Origin of the sequence: Mesotoga sp. BH458_6_3_2_1, assembly GCF_003664995.1 — a bacterium.
GTDB lineage: Bacteria > Thermotogota > Thermotogae > Petrotogales > Kosmotogaceae > Mesotoga.
The window spans coordinates 45,363-64,291 of record NZ_JFHL01000002.1 but is presented as its reverse complement, the minus strand read 5'-3'; the positions used below and the strand labels follow the sequence as shown (position 1 = coordinate 64,291).

The window sequence follows — 18,929 nt, the reverse complement described above, 5'->3', positions numbered from 1 at the left end:
TGAATCAACCCCCTCCCGCGGGAATGGTAATGAATTCAAGTGGCAGAAAAGTCACTTCAATTTCTCTGCCCTTAAAAAACTCCTTCAAGAGACCCAGACCGGAAACCAAATAATCGTAATCGCCCAACACTTCAATAACAATAGGCGAAATTTGTGTAGGGACATCATCAATTATAACAGTTGCTCCTACGCAACGCACGTAAGTATATGGCATTATTCTCTTCCCGTTTAGTGAGATCTTAGTCGCCCTCAAGGCATAAAGTTCATTCAATATCATGAGAATATCACTGTCGTGAAGTATGCTGCTCCCTTTAAAGCCCGATTCTATTCTAATCCGAACACCTTTTCCAACTTCTTCATCGAAAGACTCATTTGCAGAACTTGACGAAGCTCTCACGCTCTCTACAGATTTCTTCAGATCAACTGTACTTGTTTCGAGCAATGTCTTCAAATCTTCTACCTGCCATTCAAGCGAGACGATTTTCCCCCTAATCCCTTCTATCTGAGATGAGTAATCAATACTATCTCCCTTATCGAGCGAGCCAATAGCATTTTGAATGTTCTTGACATCTGCGGACAATTTCGTAAGTGAATCGACAACAGCAGAACTACTCATGGAATTTGACGCTGAATTCATCGCTGAAACGATTACTTCGAAATCCGAGATGATTCCCGAGAGATCACTTCTCACCTCGATTGATGAAAGTGAATCGAGATTGAGATTGAGTTGGGAAAGCCTTTCTGACATGATTTGAAGTTTGTTTTCGATTTCCTTGGTGCTGAGGCTCGAGATCATCTGATCGCCAAACTGCTTAAGAAAGTAGATGTTGAAGAAAGCACCCAAAGCCACGATAATAACAAAGACAATAAGAAGAACCCAGATTCCTTTCAAGCTTTTCACTCCAAAACAAAAGCGGCGGCTACTCTGGCCGCCGCAGAGTCTACGACACTATTTTACCTTTTCCTTCAGTTCCTTTCCAGGTACAAACTTAGGAACTTTTCCACCCGGAATCGTGATGGGTTTCTTGGTTCTAGGATTGACACCCTTTCTGGCCTTTCTTGAAGCTACCATAAATGTGCCAAAGCCAACCAGTCTCACAACGTCACCCTTAGACAGTGTCTTTTCAATAATCTCGATCACCGTGTCCAGGGTTTTTCCAGCATCCTTCTTAGTAACACCCGTTTTCTCAGCGATTTCAGCGATGAGTTCTTTTTTGTTCATACTGTTCCCCCCTTCGCATGAGATGTCGCTATTATTCTACCACTCAGAGCCTAAATTACCAAACTCCTTATAGAGGGCGATTTTGGCCTTCTCAAGCAAGAAACCCGCCATAAGAGTCCTAATTCGCTTATGAGCTCTCGATTTGGCCTTCAAAGCTGATAAGCCATCGCCACGCTTGAAAAATGAGTGTATAATTGTCAGTGGAGGTGGTTCTCTATGAAAAAAGTCATAATTGTATTCTTGTTGCTGTTCCTTACCGTAATTTCTTTCGGGGTAAATTACATCAATCCAGTCGGTCCCACACTTATTCCGATCGCAGAATTGCTGTCTTCAAACATCTCCGAAGAAATACCCGGCCTCGAAGTGAATCTTTGGAGAAGCGTTGACGAGGCAATATCCTTGTTGGTGACTGAACAGGCTCAGATCAGCCTTCTTCCCGTCACCGTTGGGGTCAAACTTGCGGCGTCAGGGGTAGACATAAAACTCGCCGCAGTTAGCATGTGGAACGGCTTTTATTTCATGTCTTTGGAAAAGGGAATAGTCATAATAGATGATCTAGTTGGCACCGAAGTCTACACGCTTCAAGCTCCGGGTCAGACGGCCGATACTATTCTGCGAGGCGCACTTGAATCTAAGGGATACGAAGTTGGAAGAGATGTGACAGTTGTTTACGTTGGAGGAGCAGAAGCTGTTCAACTTCTTGCAAGTGGAAAAGCAAAGGTCATCCTTGTACCTGAACCCTTTGCCTCGCTCGCCGAAACGCGTGTGCAGGGAGTTATAAGATCCATGCCTATCGAAGATCTATGGAGCAGTTTCAATGATGAGAAAATCAGGATCCCTACTTCGGGAATATTTGTGAGCGGTAGTCTGGATAGAGGAGTTGTAGAGTCATTCTTGCTCCTGTACCAGCAGTCTATGAACCTCTCTATAGCTAACCGGGAGAAGACTGCACAGATTGTATCGGAAAAGATGGGCGGATTTCCAATTCCCGTATTGCATAAGGCAATGGACACGGCAGGTTTTCTCTTCCTAACCGCTGAAGAGGCAAAGAAAGAAACCGTCATCTATCTTGAAAAGCTTCGGGAACTGAATCCCGAACTGACAGGTGATGTTGACCTAGATGCTCTCTTCTTCTAAGAGAAAGTATCTTGCACCGATTCTCTCAGTTGGTTTTCTGGTACTGATCTGGTTTGTTGCTTCACGACTTGTGTCAAGCAGTCTCCTGTTACCGAGTCCTGGCGAGACCGCAAATGAATTGGCAAGGATCGTTTCAAGCGCAAGAGGCTGGTCGAATATTGCCGAGACGTGCTTAAAGGCATTTATCGGGCTATTTCTTGCTCTTGGGTTTGCTCTTGTTGCTGGATTCTTGATGGGACTGCTGGATGCTCTCTATGATCTTCTAAGACCTGTTGTCGTTATTCTTCAGTCCATACCCATAGTTTCCTGGCTTGCACTGGCAATTTTCTGGTGGGGAGTCGGTTTCACTTCTCCTGTCAATATTGTGTTCTTGACTTTGTTCCCTATCTTCACCATAAACATCGCCGAGGGAGTGAGAAATGTAGACAAGAAATTGGTAGAGATGGCGAGGATTTACAAATTGCCAAGAGATATTGTTCTCAGAAAGATCTATCTGTCCTCGGCTTTTCCTTTCATCGTATCCTCAATGAGAGTGGGAATAGGAATAATGTGGAAATCCGTCGCCGTTGCGGAGTTTATGGTAGGAACTTCGGGAATAGGGAGAGCAATATCTGATGCGAAATATTCTATCAACATCGAAAGAGTCTTCGCGTACACTTTGATTCTGATTATTCTGGGCATCTTAACTGAGAAACTTCTCGACTTGATAGTCAGAAGGGGTAGTCGTTATGCGTTTAAGAATTGAGAACCTTCATAAAGGATTCGATGGCGAAAAGATAATTGACGGCCTGAGCTATTCGCTGGAAGGTAACTTCTTTCTGACAATTCTGGGTAGCTCTGGGAGCGGTAAAACAACTCTATTGAGAATTATCAGCGGTATACTCAAACCCGAAAGGGGCACGGTGGATGTTCACAGTGAGCGGCTTGGATTCGTTTTTCAGGACGACAGGCTCGTCCCTTGGTTAACGGCAGCTCAGAACATCTCTATTGTTGCTCCAGAAAGCAATCCGGTCGAATTTCTTTCATTTGTGGGACTGAAGGGGCAAGGAGACAAGTATCCTTCTCAGCTTAGCGGTGGAATGAGAAGGAGACTTAACATAGCAAGGGCACTGGCCTTCAATCCCGATCTCATTCTTATGGATGAGCCCTTTGGCTCCCTCGATATCGTCATAAAAGATAGCCTAATCGATGACATCCAGAAAATCTGGATCGATAGGAAGATCAGCGTAATTATGGTGACTCATGATCCATCCGAAGCAGCAAGACTCTCTACAGATATAATGCTTGTGCGGGACAAATTTTCGAAGATCGAGTCCATACACCTTGGAAATCCTGTTGAAAGAAGCCCGGATGAGAAAGATAAAATTGCCAGAGATCTGCTATCCAGAATGAAGGAATCTTCTTCATTTGTTCAATGAAACGTGCGTAATTTGAAATACCCTTGTTGTAATATTTGCTGGCACAGAGGTGATTTGAATGTCAAAAGTTTATGAATTGATCGTTGATCTGAATAGTTTTGAGTTCAACAAGACTATAGACGTAGTACTAGATCCTGACTTCACCGAAGAGCTAAGACTTTCAGGTCAGGTGAACGTTCACGTTGAGTTATTCAAAGACAAAGATTCGATTATTGTGACAGGTTCAGTTGGGACGGTTATCGAAGACAATTGCGCTCGATGCTTGAAGGAAGTGTCAATTCCTATTGAAGGGACAATCGAGGCCACCTATGTTCATAAGGATTCTCTTCCACTTATGAAAGAGGGAACAAGCGATGATCTGGAGAATTTTCTGCAGTTTGAAGGAGATCTTCTGGACTTGTCAGAACGCGTTATAGAGGCTATAATTGTTGAGGTTCCTCAGAAGGTTCTCTGCAGGAAAGATTGCGCGGGACTTTGCCCGTATTGCGGAGCAAATCTAAATGAGGAGCCAAATCACTCGTGCCAGAAGAAGGAAGAACTTCCCGATGGCTGGCACAAAGCGGTGTCTGAGCTCAAATCGAAATTGAAGAGTTAGATATAGGAGGGATTAGAGTGGCCGTTCCAAAGCAAAAAAGAAGCAGAAGCAGAACCCACTTGAAACGCGTAAAGATGTATAGCCCGATCAAGGTTGCTGTTTCTACATGTCCAAACTGTGGAGAACCAAAACAACCACACAGAGTTTGTTTGCATTGTGGTTTTTACGGAGGAAGACAGATTCTTGAGATCGGTGAGTAGTAGATGCAAGGCATAAAGATTGCCCTCGATGCTTATGGTGGAGACAGTGCCCCAGAAGTCAACATAGATGGCTCTCTTCTTGCTCTTAAGGAGTTTCAGGATCTCGAGATAGTTCTGGTCGGCAGAGAAGAAGAACTGAAGCTTCTGCTGAAAAGGACTCCAGAGACCTCAAGAATTTCAATAGTTGATGCAAGAGAGGTTTTTCCGATGTCGGAGAAGCCTTCTCTTTTGTTGAGAAAGAAAGACACTTCCCTATACAAAGCCGCCCTGCAAGTGAAGGAAGGAAAAGTCGATGCTCTTGTATCAGCAGGTAACACAGGCGGAGTTCTTGCTGCGGCACTATTTGTTGTTGGCAGGATAAAGGGTGTCGATCGCGGTGCCATTGCTGTTCTTATTCCTTCTAAGAACGGTTTTACCGTACTCATTGATGCAGGCGCAAATGCGGAGGTCAGAGCAGAACATCTGCGCGATTTTGGCACGATGGGCTATGAATATGCTAATCTTCTTGGAAGAGATAGCCCCAGAGTCGGTCTACTCAATGTAGGAGAAGAGCAGGAAAAGGGTACAGAACTGACGAAACTGGCTTATGAATACTTGGAAAACGAGTTAGGAACCAATTTCATTGGAAATGTTGAGGGCAGAGATATAAATTATGGCGACGTTGATGTAGTTGTCTGCAGTGGATTCGACGGAAACATTGCAATGAAAGCAATGGAAGGAACGGGGAAGTTGATTTCCGAGACTCTTAAGAGAGAGATCAAGAATAGCGGCCTATTTGGTCTTATTGGTGCTCTTTTTCTTAAGCGAGCACTGGGAAGACTTAAGAAGGCAATGGATCCAAGTGAATACGGCGGGGCCTTCGTTCTCGGAGTTAAAGGGGCTGTCGTTAAAGCTCACGGAAATTCAAACGCTCTCGCGATAAAGAATGCGATCAGAGTAGCGTATCAAGGGGTTAATGGTGGCCTAGTCAAGAACCTTGAAAACAAGCTTGGGGGAAAGTAGCGTGTGCGGCATAGTTGGAATGGTGGGCAAAGACCTTACAATTAGGAAACTGGTCGACGCTTTGAAGAAGCTTGAGTACAGGGGATATGATTCGTCCGGTGTCGCAGTGAATAACGGAAATGAATTGAAAGTGATGAAGGCCGTTGGGAAGATCTCCTCCCTTGAGAAGCTTCTGGACGGAGATCTTGATTCATCTGTTGTACAGGGAATAGCCCATACAAGGTGGGCAACCCACGGAGGCCCGTCTGATTTCAACGCTCATCCCCATACTGACTGCACCGGAAAAATTGCAGTCGTTCACAACGGGATAATTGAGAACTTCGACGAATTGAGGGTCGAGCTTGAAAAGAAAGGTCACATATTCAAATCGGTAACCGACACGGAAGTAATCGCCCATCTGATTGAAGATCACTATTCGGGAGACATTGTTGCCGCTGTAAGACATATGTTAGTGGATCTGGAGGGCGCTTACGCAATTGGAGTAGTACATCAGGACCATCCCAATGTGATCGTGGCAGCGCGTAAAGGTAGCCCTCTTGTCGTAGGTTCTGCAGAACAGGCTGGATATCTTGCTTCTGACGTTACTCCCTTACTCAAGTACATTCGTGACGTCTATTTCGTAGATGACGGAGAACTGGCGATAATTAGGCCGGAGAGTATTAACATAACCAGGATTGATGGGTCTATCGTCAAGAAGTCTGCAACGAGAATCACATGGGGCGAGGACTCTGCGGAAAAGGGCGGCTATGCTCATTTCATGCTTAAAGAAATATTCGAAGAACCACAGACTCTCCGAAACGCTCTTACGGGAAGAATCAAGGCCGGTTCGCCCAATTTCAAAGAAGTCGAGAATTTGCAGGATGATATAAAGAAGGCCAGATCTATTACCGTTCTGGCATGCGGAACTAGTTACCATGCAGGCCTCGTCTTTCAGAGATTCATTCAGGATTATTCAAATATCCGCGCAGAAGTGGAGGTTGCTTCAGAGTTCCGTTATAGAAGGCTATCGGAGAACTTCGCCGACTTGGTCATTGCGATTTCCCAATCAGGAGAAACCGCAGACACTCTCGAAGGTATCCGAAAGGCAAGAAAGATGGGAGCTAAAGTAATATCCTTGACAAACGTTGTCGGATCTACGATATCAAGAGAAAGCGATGCTGTGATCTATATAAATGCAGGCCCAGAGATAGGCGTGGCGGCTACGAAGACTTATGTAGCGCAGCTCGCAGTACTTATTCTTTTGGGGGCAGCCATAGCGAAGATTATGGACTCTAGTACAAGCAATATTGCTATGATCGTTAATGAACTGGAAGGTATGCCCACGATATTTGAGAACACTCTGCCAATAGCAAACGCACAGTGCAGCAGACTTGCGGGAGAGTATTTTGCCTACAAACACTTCATGTACATCGGCAGAGGATACAGTTACGCGACCGCCCTTGAGGGCGCTCTGAAGCTCAAAGAAATCAGTTATATTCATGCTAGCGGTTATCAGGCCGGCGAATTGAAGCACGGTCCAATCGCGCTTCTCGACAATGATTTCCCAGTCTTTGCTATAGTTCCCGAGGATGAACTCAAATCCAAAATGATTTCCAACATTATGGAAACCAAAGCACGGGATGCCAAAGTCGTAGCCATCTGCTCTGAGAATGACAGGGAAGTTGCAAAGGCAGTCAACAGTCGAATTGAAGTACCTGGAGTCCTGGAACCCTTGTACCCGTTAGTAATGTCGCCATATTTACAGCTCTTCGCATATTACGTCGCCGTCAGGAGAGATCTTGATCCAGATAAACCCAGGAATCTTGCGAAGAGCGTCACTGTTGAATAGGTAGAATCAAGATTATTGCTAGACTCGATTTTCGAAATCATCTTGATTGATTCGTTTTCTTAGGTTTTGCGGAGAACGGTGAACCCCCAACGGATGACCATGATATGAACAGGAGAATCTATCTTGGATAACGTAGTGAAGGAAATTGTAGAGATACTTGACGAAAAGCACGGAGAAGAGATAATTGTACTCGACGTCTCCAAAGTGTCAAATCTTTCTGACTACTTTGTTGTGACAACAGCAAATTCCGATCCACACATGGACGCCCTCAGAGAGGGAATACTGGAATATGTTGAAAGAGAAGCAGTCCAGATCATCTTCTACGACAAAGGAAAGGGGTATGACTGGATGGTAATCGATGGTGGTTATTTTATCGTCCACATATTTAGCAGGAAGGGCAGAGAGTTTTACTCTCTCGAAGATCTTTGGTTGAACGCAAAGAGATACACATATAGAGATCTCGTCAAAGACGGGGACAACACACGGCAATAATCGTTATCGATCCCGGTGCCCCAATAAGCGCTAGTCGTTGCTCTTTAGAACTACTTGAGATTTGCTCGCTCTCGGTCTTCACCCCACTAGAACGAGGTGGACAGATTGCGGCAGGGTGTGTTCTTTCTATCTGAGAAGATAGTTCATTAGGAAATCACTGAATCGACACATCTATCGGTAGAGACGCTCTTCAGGAGAGGTACTAGAAGAAGAGTATTGAGTAATTCTGGAGCTTACTGGGGTCGATCGTTGACGAAGCCGGAGGTAAACCAAAACGGAGGTGTATTTGTGTCGGTAGTATCAATGAAGCAGCTTCTCGAAGCCGGAGTTCACTTCGGTCACAGAACGAGAAGATGGAACCCCAAGATGAAACCGTATATCTATGGTGAGAGAAAAGGCATCTACATTGTGGATCTTCAGAAGACCTTGAAGCTCATCGAAGAGGCTTATGAGTATGTGAGGAATTCAGCTCAGGAAAGTGCAACGTTCCTTTTTGTTGGCACTAAGAGACAGGCTCAGCAGATCGTACAGGAAGAAGCGAAGAGATGCGACTCTTTTTACGTCAACAATCGCTGGCTCGGCGGACTTCTTACGAACTTCACCACGATCAAGAAAAGAATCGAAGCATTAAAGAACTTCGAGGAAATGGAAGAGTCCGGAAAACTTGCAGCTCTTCCCAAGAAAGAACAGAGCATGATAAATAAGAGACTCGACAAACTGAGAAAGAATCTCAGTGGTGTCAAGGAGATGCAGAAGCTCCCAGACGTGATTTTTATTGTTGACCCAAAACAGGAAGAAATCGCCGTTGCAGAAGCCAACAAACTCGGAATAAAAGTCATCGGAATTGCAGATACTAACTGCGACCCTGACGTCATCGATTTCATTATCCCCGGAAATGATGACGCAATCAGAGCCATTCAGCTAATAGTACATACGATGGCAGATGCTATTCTTGAGGGCAGAGAGGGTCTTAACGCAGCTGCTCTCGAGACAAAGAAAGAATCAACTGACGAAAAAACCGTCGAAGTCTCCTCAGATGAAGAGAAACCTTCTGGAGAAGAGGTTGATGACTCAGATGATTCAGAGGACAATGAATAACAGAAGCAACTTACGCCTTTAGTACTTCGGGGAGCTGCTAGGCTCCCCGTTTCTTCTGCTCATCACTACCCACATCATTTTCCCTGGAGATCAATCAACTTGTTCCTTAGTTCCGGAATCAGTCATAATTATCAAGTAAATGCGGCTTCACGAATCCATAAGCACTTGATCTCAGTCGCCACTTGAGTGGGACACACTCTCCCGAAGAGTAGTAACCAGCCTGAACTCACAAGGTCTGCGCAGACACCACACCATCTCTTGAGCGACCTCTTCTGAAGCGCTTTTTCAACCGTATGTCCTTTTCAAAATCGAAGATGCATTTCTTTCTGAAAGGCTCGCGACAGTTCTTCAGTAAGTCAGACTAATGCACTAATGTACGAACGAGATTTCTGCTCTTCAGAGACGCAAACCCTCCGCCGTCATGTGACCCTCCTCCCTCAAGGGAGGATTTGAGATCAGGATCATAAGGAGTCAAATACACATTCAAACAAGATTCCGCATATTCTTCGCATTTAACTCCCTGGCTTGTGGGTAATGATGAGGTTTCTTATGTGTGAGCTATGACAAACAAATCCTCGCAATAGAAAGCTTCAAAAAAATGGAAAAGCCAGATGGAATCATACATGACTAATCTCGTATTCCATCGGGCTTGTATTATCGGCACCATCTATGAGTTCTGGGAGAAGCTCTGGCTAAATCAAATTGAAGGTCTTGAGAGTAATATTCAGCATTATCACAAAGAAGACAACAAACAAAGCCCCCATTAACAGCTTGATTTTCGCGGCAGCTTGTGTCGAGGTCATGAATTCTTGAATTCTCTTCGTTGAGGAACTGAAATATGCTATTAGCGTTATACCTATAATCGGAACCGTGAACCCTAAATTGTAGATCATCAGAAAGCCCAGAGCCCTACCTGAAAGACCTGCACTGTTTATAATATAGACGATCGTAGGTAAATAAACCTGCCCGGTGCACATAAACTCTACAAAAGAAACAAGAATTCCTGTGACTAAAGAAGCGATCCATATTGTTTTCGCCCTTGCATTCTTTCTGATTATTTCGTGAGTCTTTCTTTTCAAGCCCGCTGATAGTTCTAGAATCGCCTTCTTGTTCTTATACCTCATCCTGTAGAAATCAACGATGGAGAGAATTGCGAGCACTCCGGTGAAAATTGCCATAGCCGGATAGAATATGAATTGGAAAATCCTGGAAATACTCTCGATGTAACCCACGGCTCCGAGGAGCCCCGTCCCCATCAAGAGATAAGCTGCGAAAATACCGATGGCAAAAAAGAGACCCGACACGAGGATCTCGTTTCTTCCCCGCCCAACGTAGTACAGATATGAAACAAGAAAAATCAGTACCACAAAAGCGCATGGGTTTATTCCGTCAATCAAACCTGCTCCGAGGACTACAAGGAAACCAAACTGCTCGTATCTCTCGGTAAGTCTTTGGCCCACATCTTCGCTCAAAGCATTAATCTCGCTTAGCTTCGACTCTCTTTCTTCCTGAGAGTAGTTCTCCATACTCTCAAGTAAGGCGCCCGGTTCAAGATTCGATGGAGTGAAGGCAGCCTTTCCAACAAACAACATTGGATAGAGGTCATATTCACTTTCATCGACTCCATAGACCATCGCATACTTCAATTTCAGTAGCTGATTCTCTGATTCACTCAACATAAACTTGTTCAGAACGACTTCATCCTCAATTTCATACTTCAGGCTTTCGATCATCATTTCGGCTTCAAAACATTCCTGACAGGTCGAAACTCCAAAGAAATCGATAACAACGGTTGCATTGAGAGCCACCGCAAAAAGCAACAATAAGAGAGATGTCAAGTACTTCTTCATAAACCGTCACCCAATGTCTTAATATCAGTCTTTCCCAAGAGTCTCATCGAAGCTGTAGAAAGTCTCATCCCAATAATCGAGTGGGCAGATTTCTTCTTCGGAATCAAAGACATTCCCAGATCCCAACACAGTTCCTTTGAAAGTCGTTCCACCGCATCCGCAGTCAGTGCAGTTCTTTAGATAAAGATCAAGTCCATGTCTCACATTCGCGTAGAAAACATTGTCAGTAAGAGTTGCAGTAGAAGTGATATTGGCGAGCACACCATTATCAACGTTTCCAGTTATCTTGTTTTCGATGAGAGATCCTGTAGACGCACCGCTAAGAGAGACTCCAACTGTGTTTCTATTGAAAGTACTGTTCTTGACTATATAGTTCAAACCGTTAGAGAAATTCACACCCGTTCCTGTTCTTTCAATGACGGTGTTTTCTACTATCAATGTGGCCTCTCCGTATGCATATATCCCTACCAACCTTGTGCTTAGGTACTCATCGTTGCCTACCCCCATAAGACTTGTAATATATGAGTCTGCAACCCTAAGCGTTCTTCCGTCTCCGCTGAAAGAAATTCCAAATCTTCCTCCTGCAATATTGCAGTTGACCACCTGACCAGAAGATCTAGAGAAATTAATCACAGACCCGCCTGACTGGAAGGACACACTATCAACAACAAAGTCCTCCACACCTCTTACAAAGAGCACTGGAGAAGATTCACTTTCAGCAACAACCGTTACCTCTTCCCTCGAAGAACCAATGATTGCTATGTTCTTGCTTACAGTGACATTCTCTCGATAAGCTCCAGGGAGTATCTTGACGGTATCACCGTCTTTTGCCGCATCAACTGCGTCTTGAATCGTGGCATACTGTCCCATCGCTCCAACGGTCAGCACTCCCTCGGCCACATCTGGTGCCTTAACGATGCTTATCTCAAATGATTCCTGTGTTGAAGCACCCTTTGAATCTACCACCTTTATTGATACGGCAACTGCTTCCTCAGAATAACTTCCCGCTTCATACGTGAAGATTCCGGAACTTACTTCAGAATTCACTGGTTCAATGACCTCGAAGCTCAGTTCATCGCCATCTGGATCGCTTGCAAACTGCTTGAGATCGATTACTAGTGCCCTATGTTCCTGCACAATCTGGTCATCTATGTTCATTATCGGAACCGAATTTGTAGTTTTGACTTCTACGACGAAAGTCAATTCGCTGGAATTCCCATTGGAATCCGAAGAAATTATCTTCAGCTCGTTCCTTCCCGAATCCACATATCTCGGCTGAACAAAGAGGACCCCTTCTTCTATCCTCGCAAATCCTTCTTCATAATCACCCGAAAGTTCATGACTAACCTCTGAACCCTCCGGATCTATAATAAATACATCAAGAGGCAAACTAAGTGACTCTCCTTCAAGAACAGAAATATCTCCGATTGTTCCTTCTGGCGGAAAATCAGTCTCTTCGATTGTAACCCTGAATGATGAGACGACAGGTTCACCGCCTTTTGTAAAAGAAGCGACTTCGACCGTTGAACTACCAGACAATGACTTATCAGCAAACAGCTCGAACCTACTCCCCTCTATTCGTCCAATTCCCGATACCAAAGAGAAATACACTGTCGAATTACCGGAATCATCGATGTAGTCATTCAGATCAAGAGTGAGGACCTCACCCTGAGAAACCCGCTGGTCCGGAACGGAAAACTTTATCTTCGCACCGCAACCAATGACCATAATTGTGATTAAAATAACAAGAAGAAAAAAAAGCATTCGCCTCATAAGATCACCTCTTGAGAATGAATAGAGCTAATTACGATAAATTATATCACAAAAGCGAATCTCTCATCACAAGAAAAACCCGCGGCCTCGGCCGCGGGTACTCTCTATCAAGGACAATTTCCACAACTCTTGAGCAATTTTCCTATTCTGCTGGCTCCACACCTGGAGGATACACTGCAAGTTCCTCATTGCAACAATAATCATATGCAATTAGGGTTGCAACTAGCGTCTCGTTCTCAAAGCCAGTTATATCCCAAGTAGTCGTCCCAGCAGGGGACATCGAAATCCCTTGATCTGAGAAGATCTTTGGTGCCATCTCAGTCTGAGATTCAACAAATTCATCTTTTGGTTCTACAGAAATGTCTGGTAGAGTACCGTGACTTACCCAGATACTGACTCTGTCAAAGCAGTTATCTGTTGCGTCCCAAGTAATAACACTTGAACCATCGAACATGAAGGTCATGACCACTGGAGCCTTATTGTCGAACCCTGGTATGTCATCGTCCGGATCATCCTCGATCTCAATATACTTCGTGCTCTTGTTGCCGGAAGTATCCCAAACAACGAGGGTAGCACCCAGAGTCTCACCACAATCCATACCTTCAAGGGTCCACTCTACAGTTCCACATAGTGGCAAGTCACATCCGCATGGCGCAGATATCGGAACTCTAGTGAGCCCAGCGTATGGACCTGTAGCCATTGGTTCACTGAGCTCTACGTATCCAACCATAATATCGATACAAGTTCCACATGTCAAACACTCATCCGAGATGCAGTAGTCAATCAATACAGATGTTGCACCACAAGTAAGTGTCTCTGCGTCAAACTCGAATTGAACAATCTCTGGTGGCATGTTATCGATTATGAAGGATGTTGCAAATTCGGTAGGATCACATGCAGCGTCATCGTATGCGGTCACCGTGAGTTCAACTTCTTCACAATCAATCAGTTCGCCAAGATTCTCCAGATTCCAAACTACAGAGAATGGACCAGTAAGATTGGTCGCCCATGGAGTTATCTGACCATCTATCGTTCCATGAGTTACTTCGATAACGAGTTCATCAAAACAATTGTCTGTCGCGAGAACTGTTATCGTGACTTCCGTTGCGTCTGAAGTGAATTCACCCTTGCAGTACGGAAGCTCTGTCACAATCAAGCCACTGAGTGTAACATCCAGTTCGGGCTTCACATTGTCTACAGTTTCAGTCAGCACTTCCATCGGCTCGCTGAGTGGCGTGAGTCCGCCGCAGCAGCAACCGGCTGCATAGAGCTCAACTTCAATCTCAACACAGTCGAGTTCTTCATCAGATCCAGTTATTGTTCCGTAAGCGGTCAAAGTAACAGGATCAAAATCGATCTCCCATTCTGGATCTACGAACATTCCATCATAGGTAGCATTTCCAAGACTGTCTAAGAAGATATCAAGGTATCCCTCTATCTCTCCATCAACATTAAGAACAAGCCTACCTATTGGGCAACCCAAATCGCTATCACATGTTCCACATGGGAATGATTCGTCCTGAATAGACCATGTCAGTATTACTTCAGTTGAACATGGTGTGAGATCCCATTCGAGCGTTGTCTCCGGCGGGTAGTTGTCAACGGTAATGGTTGCGTAATCACTGACTTCATCCGTGCAGTCGGAGATATCATCCGCCGTCAAGGTCGCTTCGAATGTTTCACAGTCGATCAACGGTAGACAGAATGGAATGAATCCTATTGTCACGTCTCTGTCGAGCATCCAGCAGTCTTCTGGTGTCAGAGTATCCCACCACAAGCTGAGGTGCTTCGGATCGTACGTATAGTTTCCTACAGGTCTTTCCATTATTTCGTTGCCACATGGATTGAGCGGGTAGTTTGTCGTCAACCAGATGTCTTCGACACAGTTCTCTTCAACTATCCAGATAAGACCCAGACAGGTGGCGTCTGTACAGAGATCGGTTATGAAGCCTTCGTCTACGAATTCATCAAGATCAAATTCGCTCAGATTACCGAGCACTTCCAACTGTGATGGCCTGTTGTAACCAAGTCCAAAGATACCAAGCTCCACATATGGCTCCATGTTATCTATCACGTTTTCGCTTACCAACACGTCATAGTTACAGTTTACACATGTATCAACTGCAATTGCAACTGCCTCTAGGTTCTCACAGTCAACAGCATTTTCAAATTCCCATTCAATTTCGCCGATTGCAGTTGTCGTTGCGTAGTAACTCATGATGCTATCTGAATCTACACCAATGGAATCGAGCTTACCATTTTCCAGAATAATTCCTTCATCGGGCCATATCAGTTCTCCCTGCATGACCATGATGAAGACGAAGTCAAGACATGCGTCAGAGGCATCCCAAGCAAGAACGGCAGAGGTTGCGCATTCTTCGGGTTCGCCACAGTCTGCAAATGTGAGATCAATCTCAGGCTTCACATTGTCCATTGGATATGGAGATGTCCAACTCTTTGTTGTGGAATTCAGAGTGCCTTCGCAATCGTCGTGAGCAACTATAGTAGCCGTGACGGTCTCACAGTCGATGTCTCCAAGAGTCCAGGTTACGTGACCTTCCATCTTCTGATGGTCAAAGGTATCAAGGTCTCCATGGCTAACTAAGATATCGAAGTCTGTAAAGTCACCCTGAGTATCTACGATTCCCCACTGGAGCTCGATCTCGGTTGCATCGCAGCTTGGCGGGCACTCGGTCAGGTGGCACCAGGGTCCGAAGTCGACTAGAGGAGGAACGTTAATTCCGCATTCCTTATCCCATTCTGATTCTATACAGTATTCGTCTTCAACTACTGCGTACAGAGTGTATTCACCGTCAATACCGGTAATTGTTCCAGCCACGGTGACTTCAGTTCCAGAGAGTGCAAACCAGTCGCCAACTGTCTTACCGGCAGGAAGCTCTACGGTGATGCCCTCGGAACCCCAGATCTTGGCTCTCTGAAGACCGATGTTGTCGGAGAAGGTAACCGTGAAGGTTGTTTCGGTTATACCTTCGTTTACACAGCAGTTCTCAATGACTATTTCCGCTTCAGGTTCTTCGAAATCTATCATGACTGTGCAGGTAGCATCTAGTTCAACTTCTGTCGGTGTTACTACCTCCCAGTACAGATAAGTCTCTCCGCTGAGTTCGGGTGTTACCATTCCCTCTTCGATAAGAATCCTGACTTCAAGTTCTCCATCGTCTTCGGCAAATGTGAAATCTTCGTTGGTGAAGACGGTGTCGTTGATCGTCAGAGTAATATCGAATTCAGCTGGATTCGTGACTAGCAGATTCTTGATTAGTAATCCTGGTTCGTAACCCTTGAAGCATGGATCACATGGATTTTCGCATTCGCATGGCAGACATTCAAGCTCTGGAGTGAGATCTTTAATGAAATCACAATCGACTAGCTTGTAAGCCTCAATTCCACAGTCTACGCATCCTAAGGCTCCACATTCAGGAGTGAAGAGAACAACAAGAAGCTTGTATTCCACTCCAGCATCCATGTAGGGTCTCAGGTCAGGAAGACCAATTGTGACTTTCTCTGTTGTAAGCTCATCAGTTAAGAATGGTTCTTCTACAATGAGCTCAGTACTCTCGTCTTCCAGCATTCCTGTAATACCATCGACAGCATCTTTCTCGATCAAATATACTCTGACCGTTATCTTGGAATCGTAGGTGAAAGTAGCTTCAACAGTTGCAGGTAAGCCATCTGTTGTAACTACACAAAGACCGTCAGCTTCTTGTATCTGGTCTTCATCAGAGTCCACAATTCCAACATCGATTGCATCAAAAGACGGAGCGACATACTGCTTCACATAGAAGGAGATTGTATCGCTAGTTCCATTTCCCTCTGTGTTTGTTGCTGTCACAGTGATATCGTACCTTCCACCGTTCAAAGGAACGAAATTGCTGCGGAGTATCGGTTCCGATACTGTGTAGGTCCACGGTGCGCCCCAGTTGTCTTCCGGAATCTCTACTGCAAAGAACTCGCCGGAAGCCACGTGCGAAACCTTGTACTCTGCTGCAACGAGTTCGCTTTCAGGATCATCAACCGCAACCTGGAATCTTATCTCAAGATTCTCGGTACAGGGCTGAAGAACCATGAAGTTTGCAGTTGTGAAACTGAGATTGGTAACCTTTGGGAATGGACCAACTGGCGGTTCTTCTTCCACAAATACGGCTTCGGCACTCTTGTTGGAAGTCATTACTACAGTTGTCGGATTTTCGAAAACATCAGTACCACCAACAACCCACTTGCTGAAATACCATCCCTCGGCAGGAGTTGCGGTAAGGACGACTTCGGCATCTTCGTCGTACTCATGAGCTCCCACAGCTGGATCAACGGTTCCCTCACCGGTCTTTGTAATTGTAAGAGTATACTTATCAATTGGTGGTTCCTCTTCCTCAAAGACCGCTTCAACAGTTTTGTCGGCGTCCATTGTGACTACTCCAGGATTCTCTGTCACATTTGTTTCACCGACTACCCACTTAACAAATTGCCATCCTGCATCGGCTACGGCTGTCAATGTTACTTCTGTTCCAGCCGTGTACTTGCCGCTTGTATTGGGTGCAGGATCGGCAGTAACGGTTCCATTGCCAGTCTTCTCAATCGTTAACGTGTACTCTTCAGCCGGTGGCTTGGGACAGCCAGTCAGCATGAACACGAGGAGTAGAATAGCTAGCAATGTGGTTAATTTCAAGAGTTTCTTTGCCACTGCACACACCCCCTATAAGGCGTTTGGTTGTGAATATTTTCTTCCTCACATAGCTTAGAGTATATCAACCTTAAAGAACTAACTTGATTTCGAAGAGCTCTAACGTCAAAAAAAGACCCGGAAAAACATATTAAACAGAAAAATACCAAAGAAATACAGCATTCGACATTGCCAATTATACACCAAATACCGCAAGAGAAACTTGTCTGGGATTATTCTACCACTTACAACAAACCAATGTCAACTATTTTCAAGCACAATAGCGCATTGGGTAGTGCTCATAGAAACTCTGGTGACTGAAATGGAATGGATAATGAACCGCTCGATATTCCCCCTCTGCTTGATGATGTAATTCATCTATTCTATAAATGATTATTACCACAAACAATGCTCATAGACAAAGCATAAATCATACTTGCTCCCGGATTATCAAGCAGCTCTGCGGAGAAGTTCGCCTCCATCTGAAGGACTTTTCGAATACGATCCTTATTCCCCACGATCTTCGTTACTCGCAGATTCGATGACTCTTAGTGTCCAAACTTAATCTCTTTCTCGCCGTCAGCAATCTCTTCAGGTGCTTCATACTTCCACTGACAGGATGTTTGCTCACACATACTTTGTCTGGCGGCTCAAGAAAATGGTGTGGTGAGGGTACGGATTTTTTGTGCCAACTACTCGCTCCCCAACCCGGAGAGTAACCCACTCTAGCCGTTAATCTGATCCGTTTTCACCTCTTGATGACAAGCACCACACATGAGAATTCTGCACTTAACATTCTTTACTTGCTATAACTGGAGATCTCTGAGACCTGTTCGCGCTGGTAGTGCTTTTTGCAAGAGATATTTAGTTCTTAATCACTAGGTTCATCTACATAATCATTGAAACTTCGACCGACTCATTCCTGACCAAGTCATGTCTTTGGTACTCATGTAGAAAACAACCAGCTGACTTCTGTTACTCTCGCTAACAAGTCATCGCCGTTTTCTTAGCTAACTGCTGTTCATGAAAACTGCTTTGGTGAAAGAAATCGCTTTTCTATTCATTATATATATCATCGACTCTTTGAGATTACTTCGCTCTTGAAGGACCCCATCATGTGTTTGGCCTACATTTCTGCCGGACACTTAGACTGTAGTATACGATCCACCTAAACCTCACCGATTCACAAATCTCGCTCGAAATCACTATGCATTGAGCAAAGAAAGACAATTAACATGCTCAGAGCTCAATCCCCGCTTGCCGATTCCTGATGAACTGAGTGAGCCCAGTTTTTTCGCCATTCTCTTGATTCAACAACTTGTAATTCTAGTAGAACAAGCACTCACTACTCGAAAAAGCGAGTTGGTTTTCTTCAAAGAGAGATTCAAATGACTCCTTTATAAGTCATTTCAAGGTTTGAAACGATAGCAAAAGAGATCTCGATCTGACGCTTGGCTATGAAGATTAGGGAGGAGATTCTCATACGAAGCCACTCTCCTTATCCGTTATGCAGTCTGCAGAGCACAAGCCTTCCAAAACAATGCGAACGGTTGAAATCGCAAACATGTTTATATCAGTCGTTTACCATATTCATTGAATCATTATGATTGATCACTCAGAAAGGGCTTTCAGAAACAGC

The 18,929-nt window shown here is 44.7% G+C and carries 14 protein-coding genes; 9 read left to right on the top strand and 5 right to left on the bottom strand.

Annotation, left to right across the window (positions count from 1 at the left end):
* Window positions 1–4: 4 nt before the first annotated feature.
* Both Y697_RS00560 and Y697_RS00555 read right to left on the bottom strand, forming a co-directional pair.
* Complete coding sequence (locus tag Y697_RS00560) at window positions 5–901, bottom strand: DUF881 domain-containing protein (protein ID WP_121549773.1); 897 nt, start codon at window positions 899–901, stop codon at window positions 5–7.
* A 48-nt stretch (window positions 902–949) separates the two neighbouring features.
* Window positions 950–1,222 (bottom strand): HU family DNA-binding protein, encoded by a 273-nt coding sequence (locus Y697_RS00555; protein WP_103133832.1) that lies wholly within the window; start codon window positions 1,220–1,222, stop codon window positions 950–952.
* Between the two features lie 216 nt (window positions 1,223–1,438).
* Between Y697_RS00555 and Y697_RS00550 the strand changes: the two genes are divergently transcribed.
* The 9 genes from Y697_RS00550 to rpsB all read left to right on the top strand — a co-directional run bounded on the left by Y697_RS00550 (window position 1,439) and on the right by rpsB (window position 8,992).
* On the top strand, window positions 1,439–2,359 hold the full coding sequence (locus Y697_RS00550; protein WP_121549772.1) for an ABC transporter substrate-binding protein: 921 nt from the start codon (window positions 1,439–1,441) through the stop codon (window positions 2,357–2,359).
* A gap of 118 nt (window positions 2,360–2,477) precedes the next feature.
* On the top strand, window positions 2,478–3,104 hold the full coding sequence (locus Y697_RS00545; RefSeq protein WP_259462234.1) for an ABC transporter permease: 627 nt from the start codon (window positions 2,478–2,480) through the stop codon (window positions 3,102–3,104).
* Window positions 3,088–3,777: an ABC transporter ATP-binding protein gene (locus Y697_RS00540; RefSeq protein ID WP_121549770.1), complete on the top strand. Its 690-nt coding sequence runs from the start codon at window positions 3,088–3,090 to the stop codon at window positions 3,775–3,777. The genes Y697_RS00545 and Y697_RS00540 overlap by 17 nt, the downstream gene beginning before the upstream one ends.
* 58 nt (window positions 3,778–3,835) lie before the next feature.
* On the top strand, window positions 3,836–4,372 hold the full coding sequence (locus tag Y697_RS00535; protein ID WP_121549769.1) for a DUF177 domain-containing protein: 537 nt from the start codon (window positions 3,836–3,838) through the stop codon (window positions 4,370–4,372).
* A gap of 17 nt (window positions 4,373–4,389) precedes the next feature.
* Window positions 4,390–4,572: a 50S ribosomal protein L32 gene (gene rpmF / locus Y697_RS00530; RefSeq protein WP_110989758.1), complete on the top strand. Its 183-nt coding sequence runs from the start codon at window positions 4,390–4,392 to the stop codon at window positions 4,570–4,572.
* A 12-nt stretch (window positions 4,573–4,584) separates the two neighbouring features.
* Window positions 4,585–5,574 carry a phosphate acyltransferase PlsX gene (gene plsX, locus Y697_RS00525; protein ID WP_183083689.1) on the top strand — a complete coding sequence of 330 codons (990 nt, stop codon included), beginning with the start codon at window positions 4,585–4,587 and terminating at the stop codon, window positions 5,572–5,574.
* A 1-nt stretch (window position 5,575) separates the two neighbouring features.
* The gene (gene glmS, locus Y697_RS00520) at window positions 5,576–7,402 is read left to right on the top strand and encodes a glutamine--fructose-6-phosphate transaminase (isomerizing) (protein ID WP_121549767.1); all 1,827 of its coding nucleotides are present in this window, start codon (window positions 5,576–5,578) and stop codon (window positions 7,400–7,402) included.
* A gap of 123 nt (window positions 7,403–7,525) precedes the next feature.
* Window positions 7,526–7,894: a ribosome silencing factor gene (gene rsfS, locus Y697_RS00515; RefSeq protein ID WP_259462233.1), complete on the top strand. Its 369-nt coding sequence runs from the start codon at window positions 7,526–7,528 to the stop codon at window positions 7,892–7,894.
* Between the two features lie 288 nt (window positions 7,895–8,182).
* Window positions 8,183–8,992: a 30S ribosomal protein S2 gene (gene rpsB / locus Y697_RS00510; protein ID WP_121549766.1), complete on the top strand. Its 810-nt coding sequence runs from the start codon at window positions 8,183–8,185 to the stop codon at window positions 8,990–8,992.
* Window positions 8,993–9,684: 692 nt separating this feature from the next.
* Here the strand turns inward: rpsB and Y697_RS00505 are convergent.
* From Y697_RS00505 to Y697_RS00495, 3 genes are all read right to left on the bottom strand, one after another.
* Window positions 9,685–10,842: a cytochrome c biogenesis CcdA family protein gene (locus tag Y697_RS00505; RefSeq protein WP_121549765.1), complete on the bottom strand. Its 1,158-nt coding sequence runs from the start codon at window positions 10,840–10,842 to the stop codon at window positions 9,685–9,687.
* Between the two features lie 24 nt (window positions 10,843–10,866).
* Window positions 10,867–12,615 carry a nitrous oxide reductase family maturation protein NosD gene (locus tag Y697_RS14870; protein WP_259462232.1) on the bottom strand — a complete coding sequence of 583 codons (1,749 nt, stop codon included), beginning with the start codon at window positions 12,613–12,615 and terminating at the stop codon, window positions 10,867–10,869.
* Between the two features lie 142 nt (window positions 12,616–12,757).
* Window positions 12,758–17,311: an InlB B-repeat-containing protein gene (locus Y697_RS00495; RefSeq protein ID WP_121549764.1), complete on the bottom strand. Its 4,554-nt coding sequence runs from the start codon at window positions 17,309–17,311 to the stop codon at window positions 12,758–12,760.
* Window positions 17,312–18,929 lie beyond the last annotated feature (1,618 nt).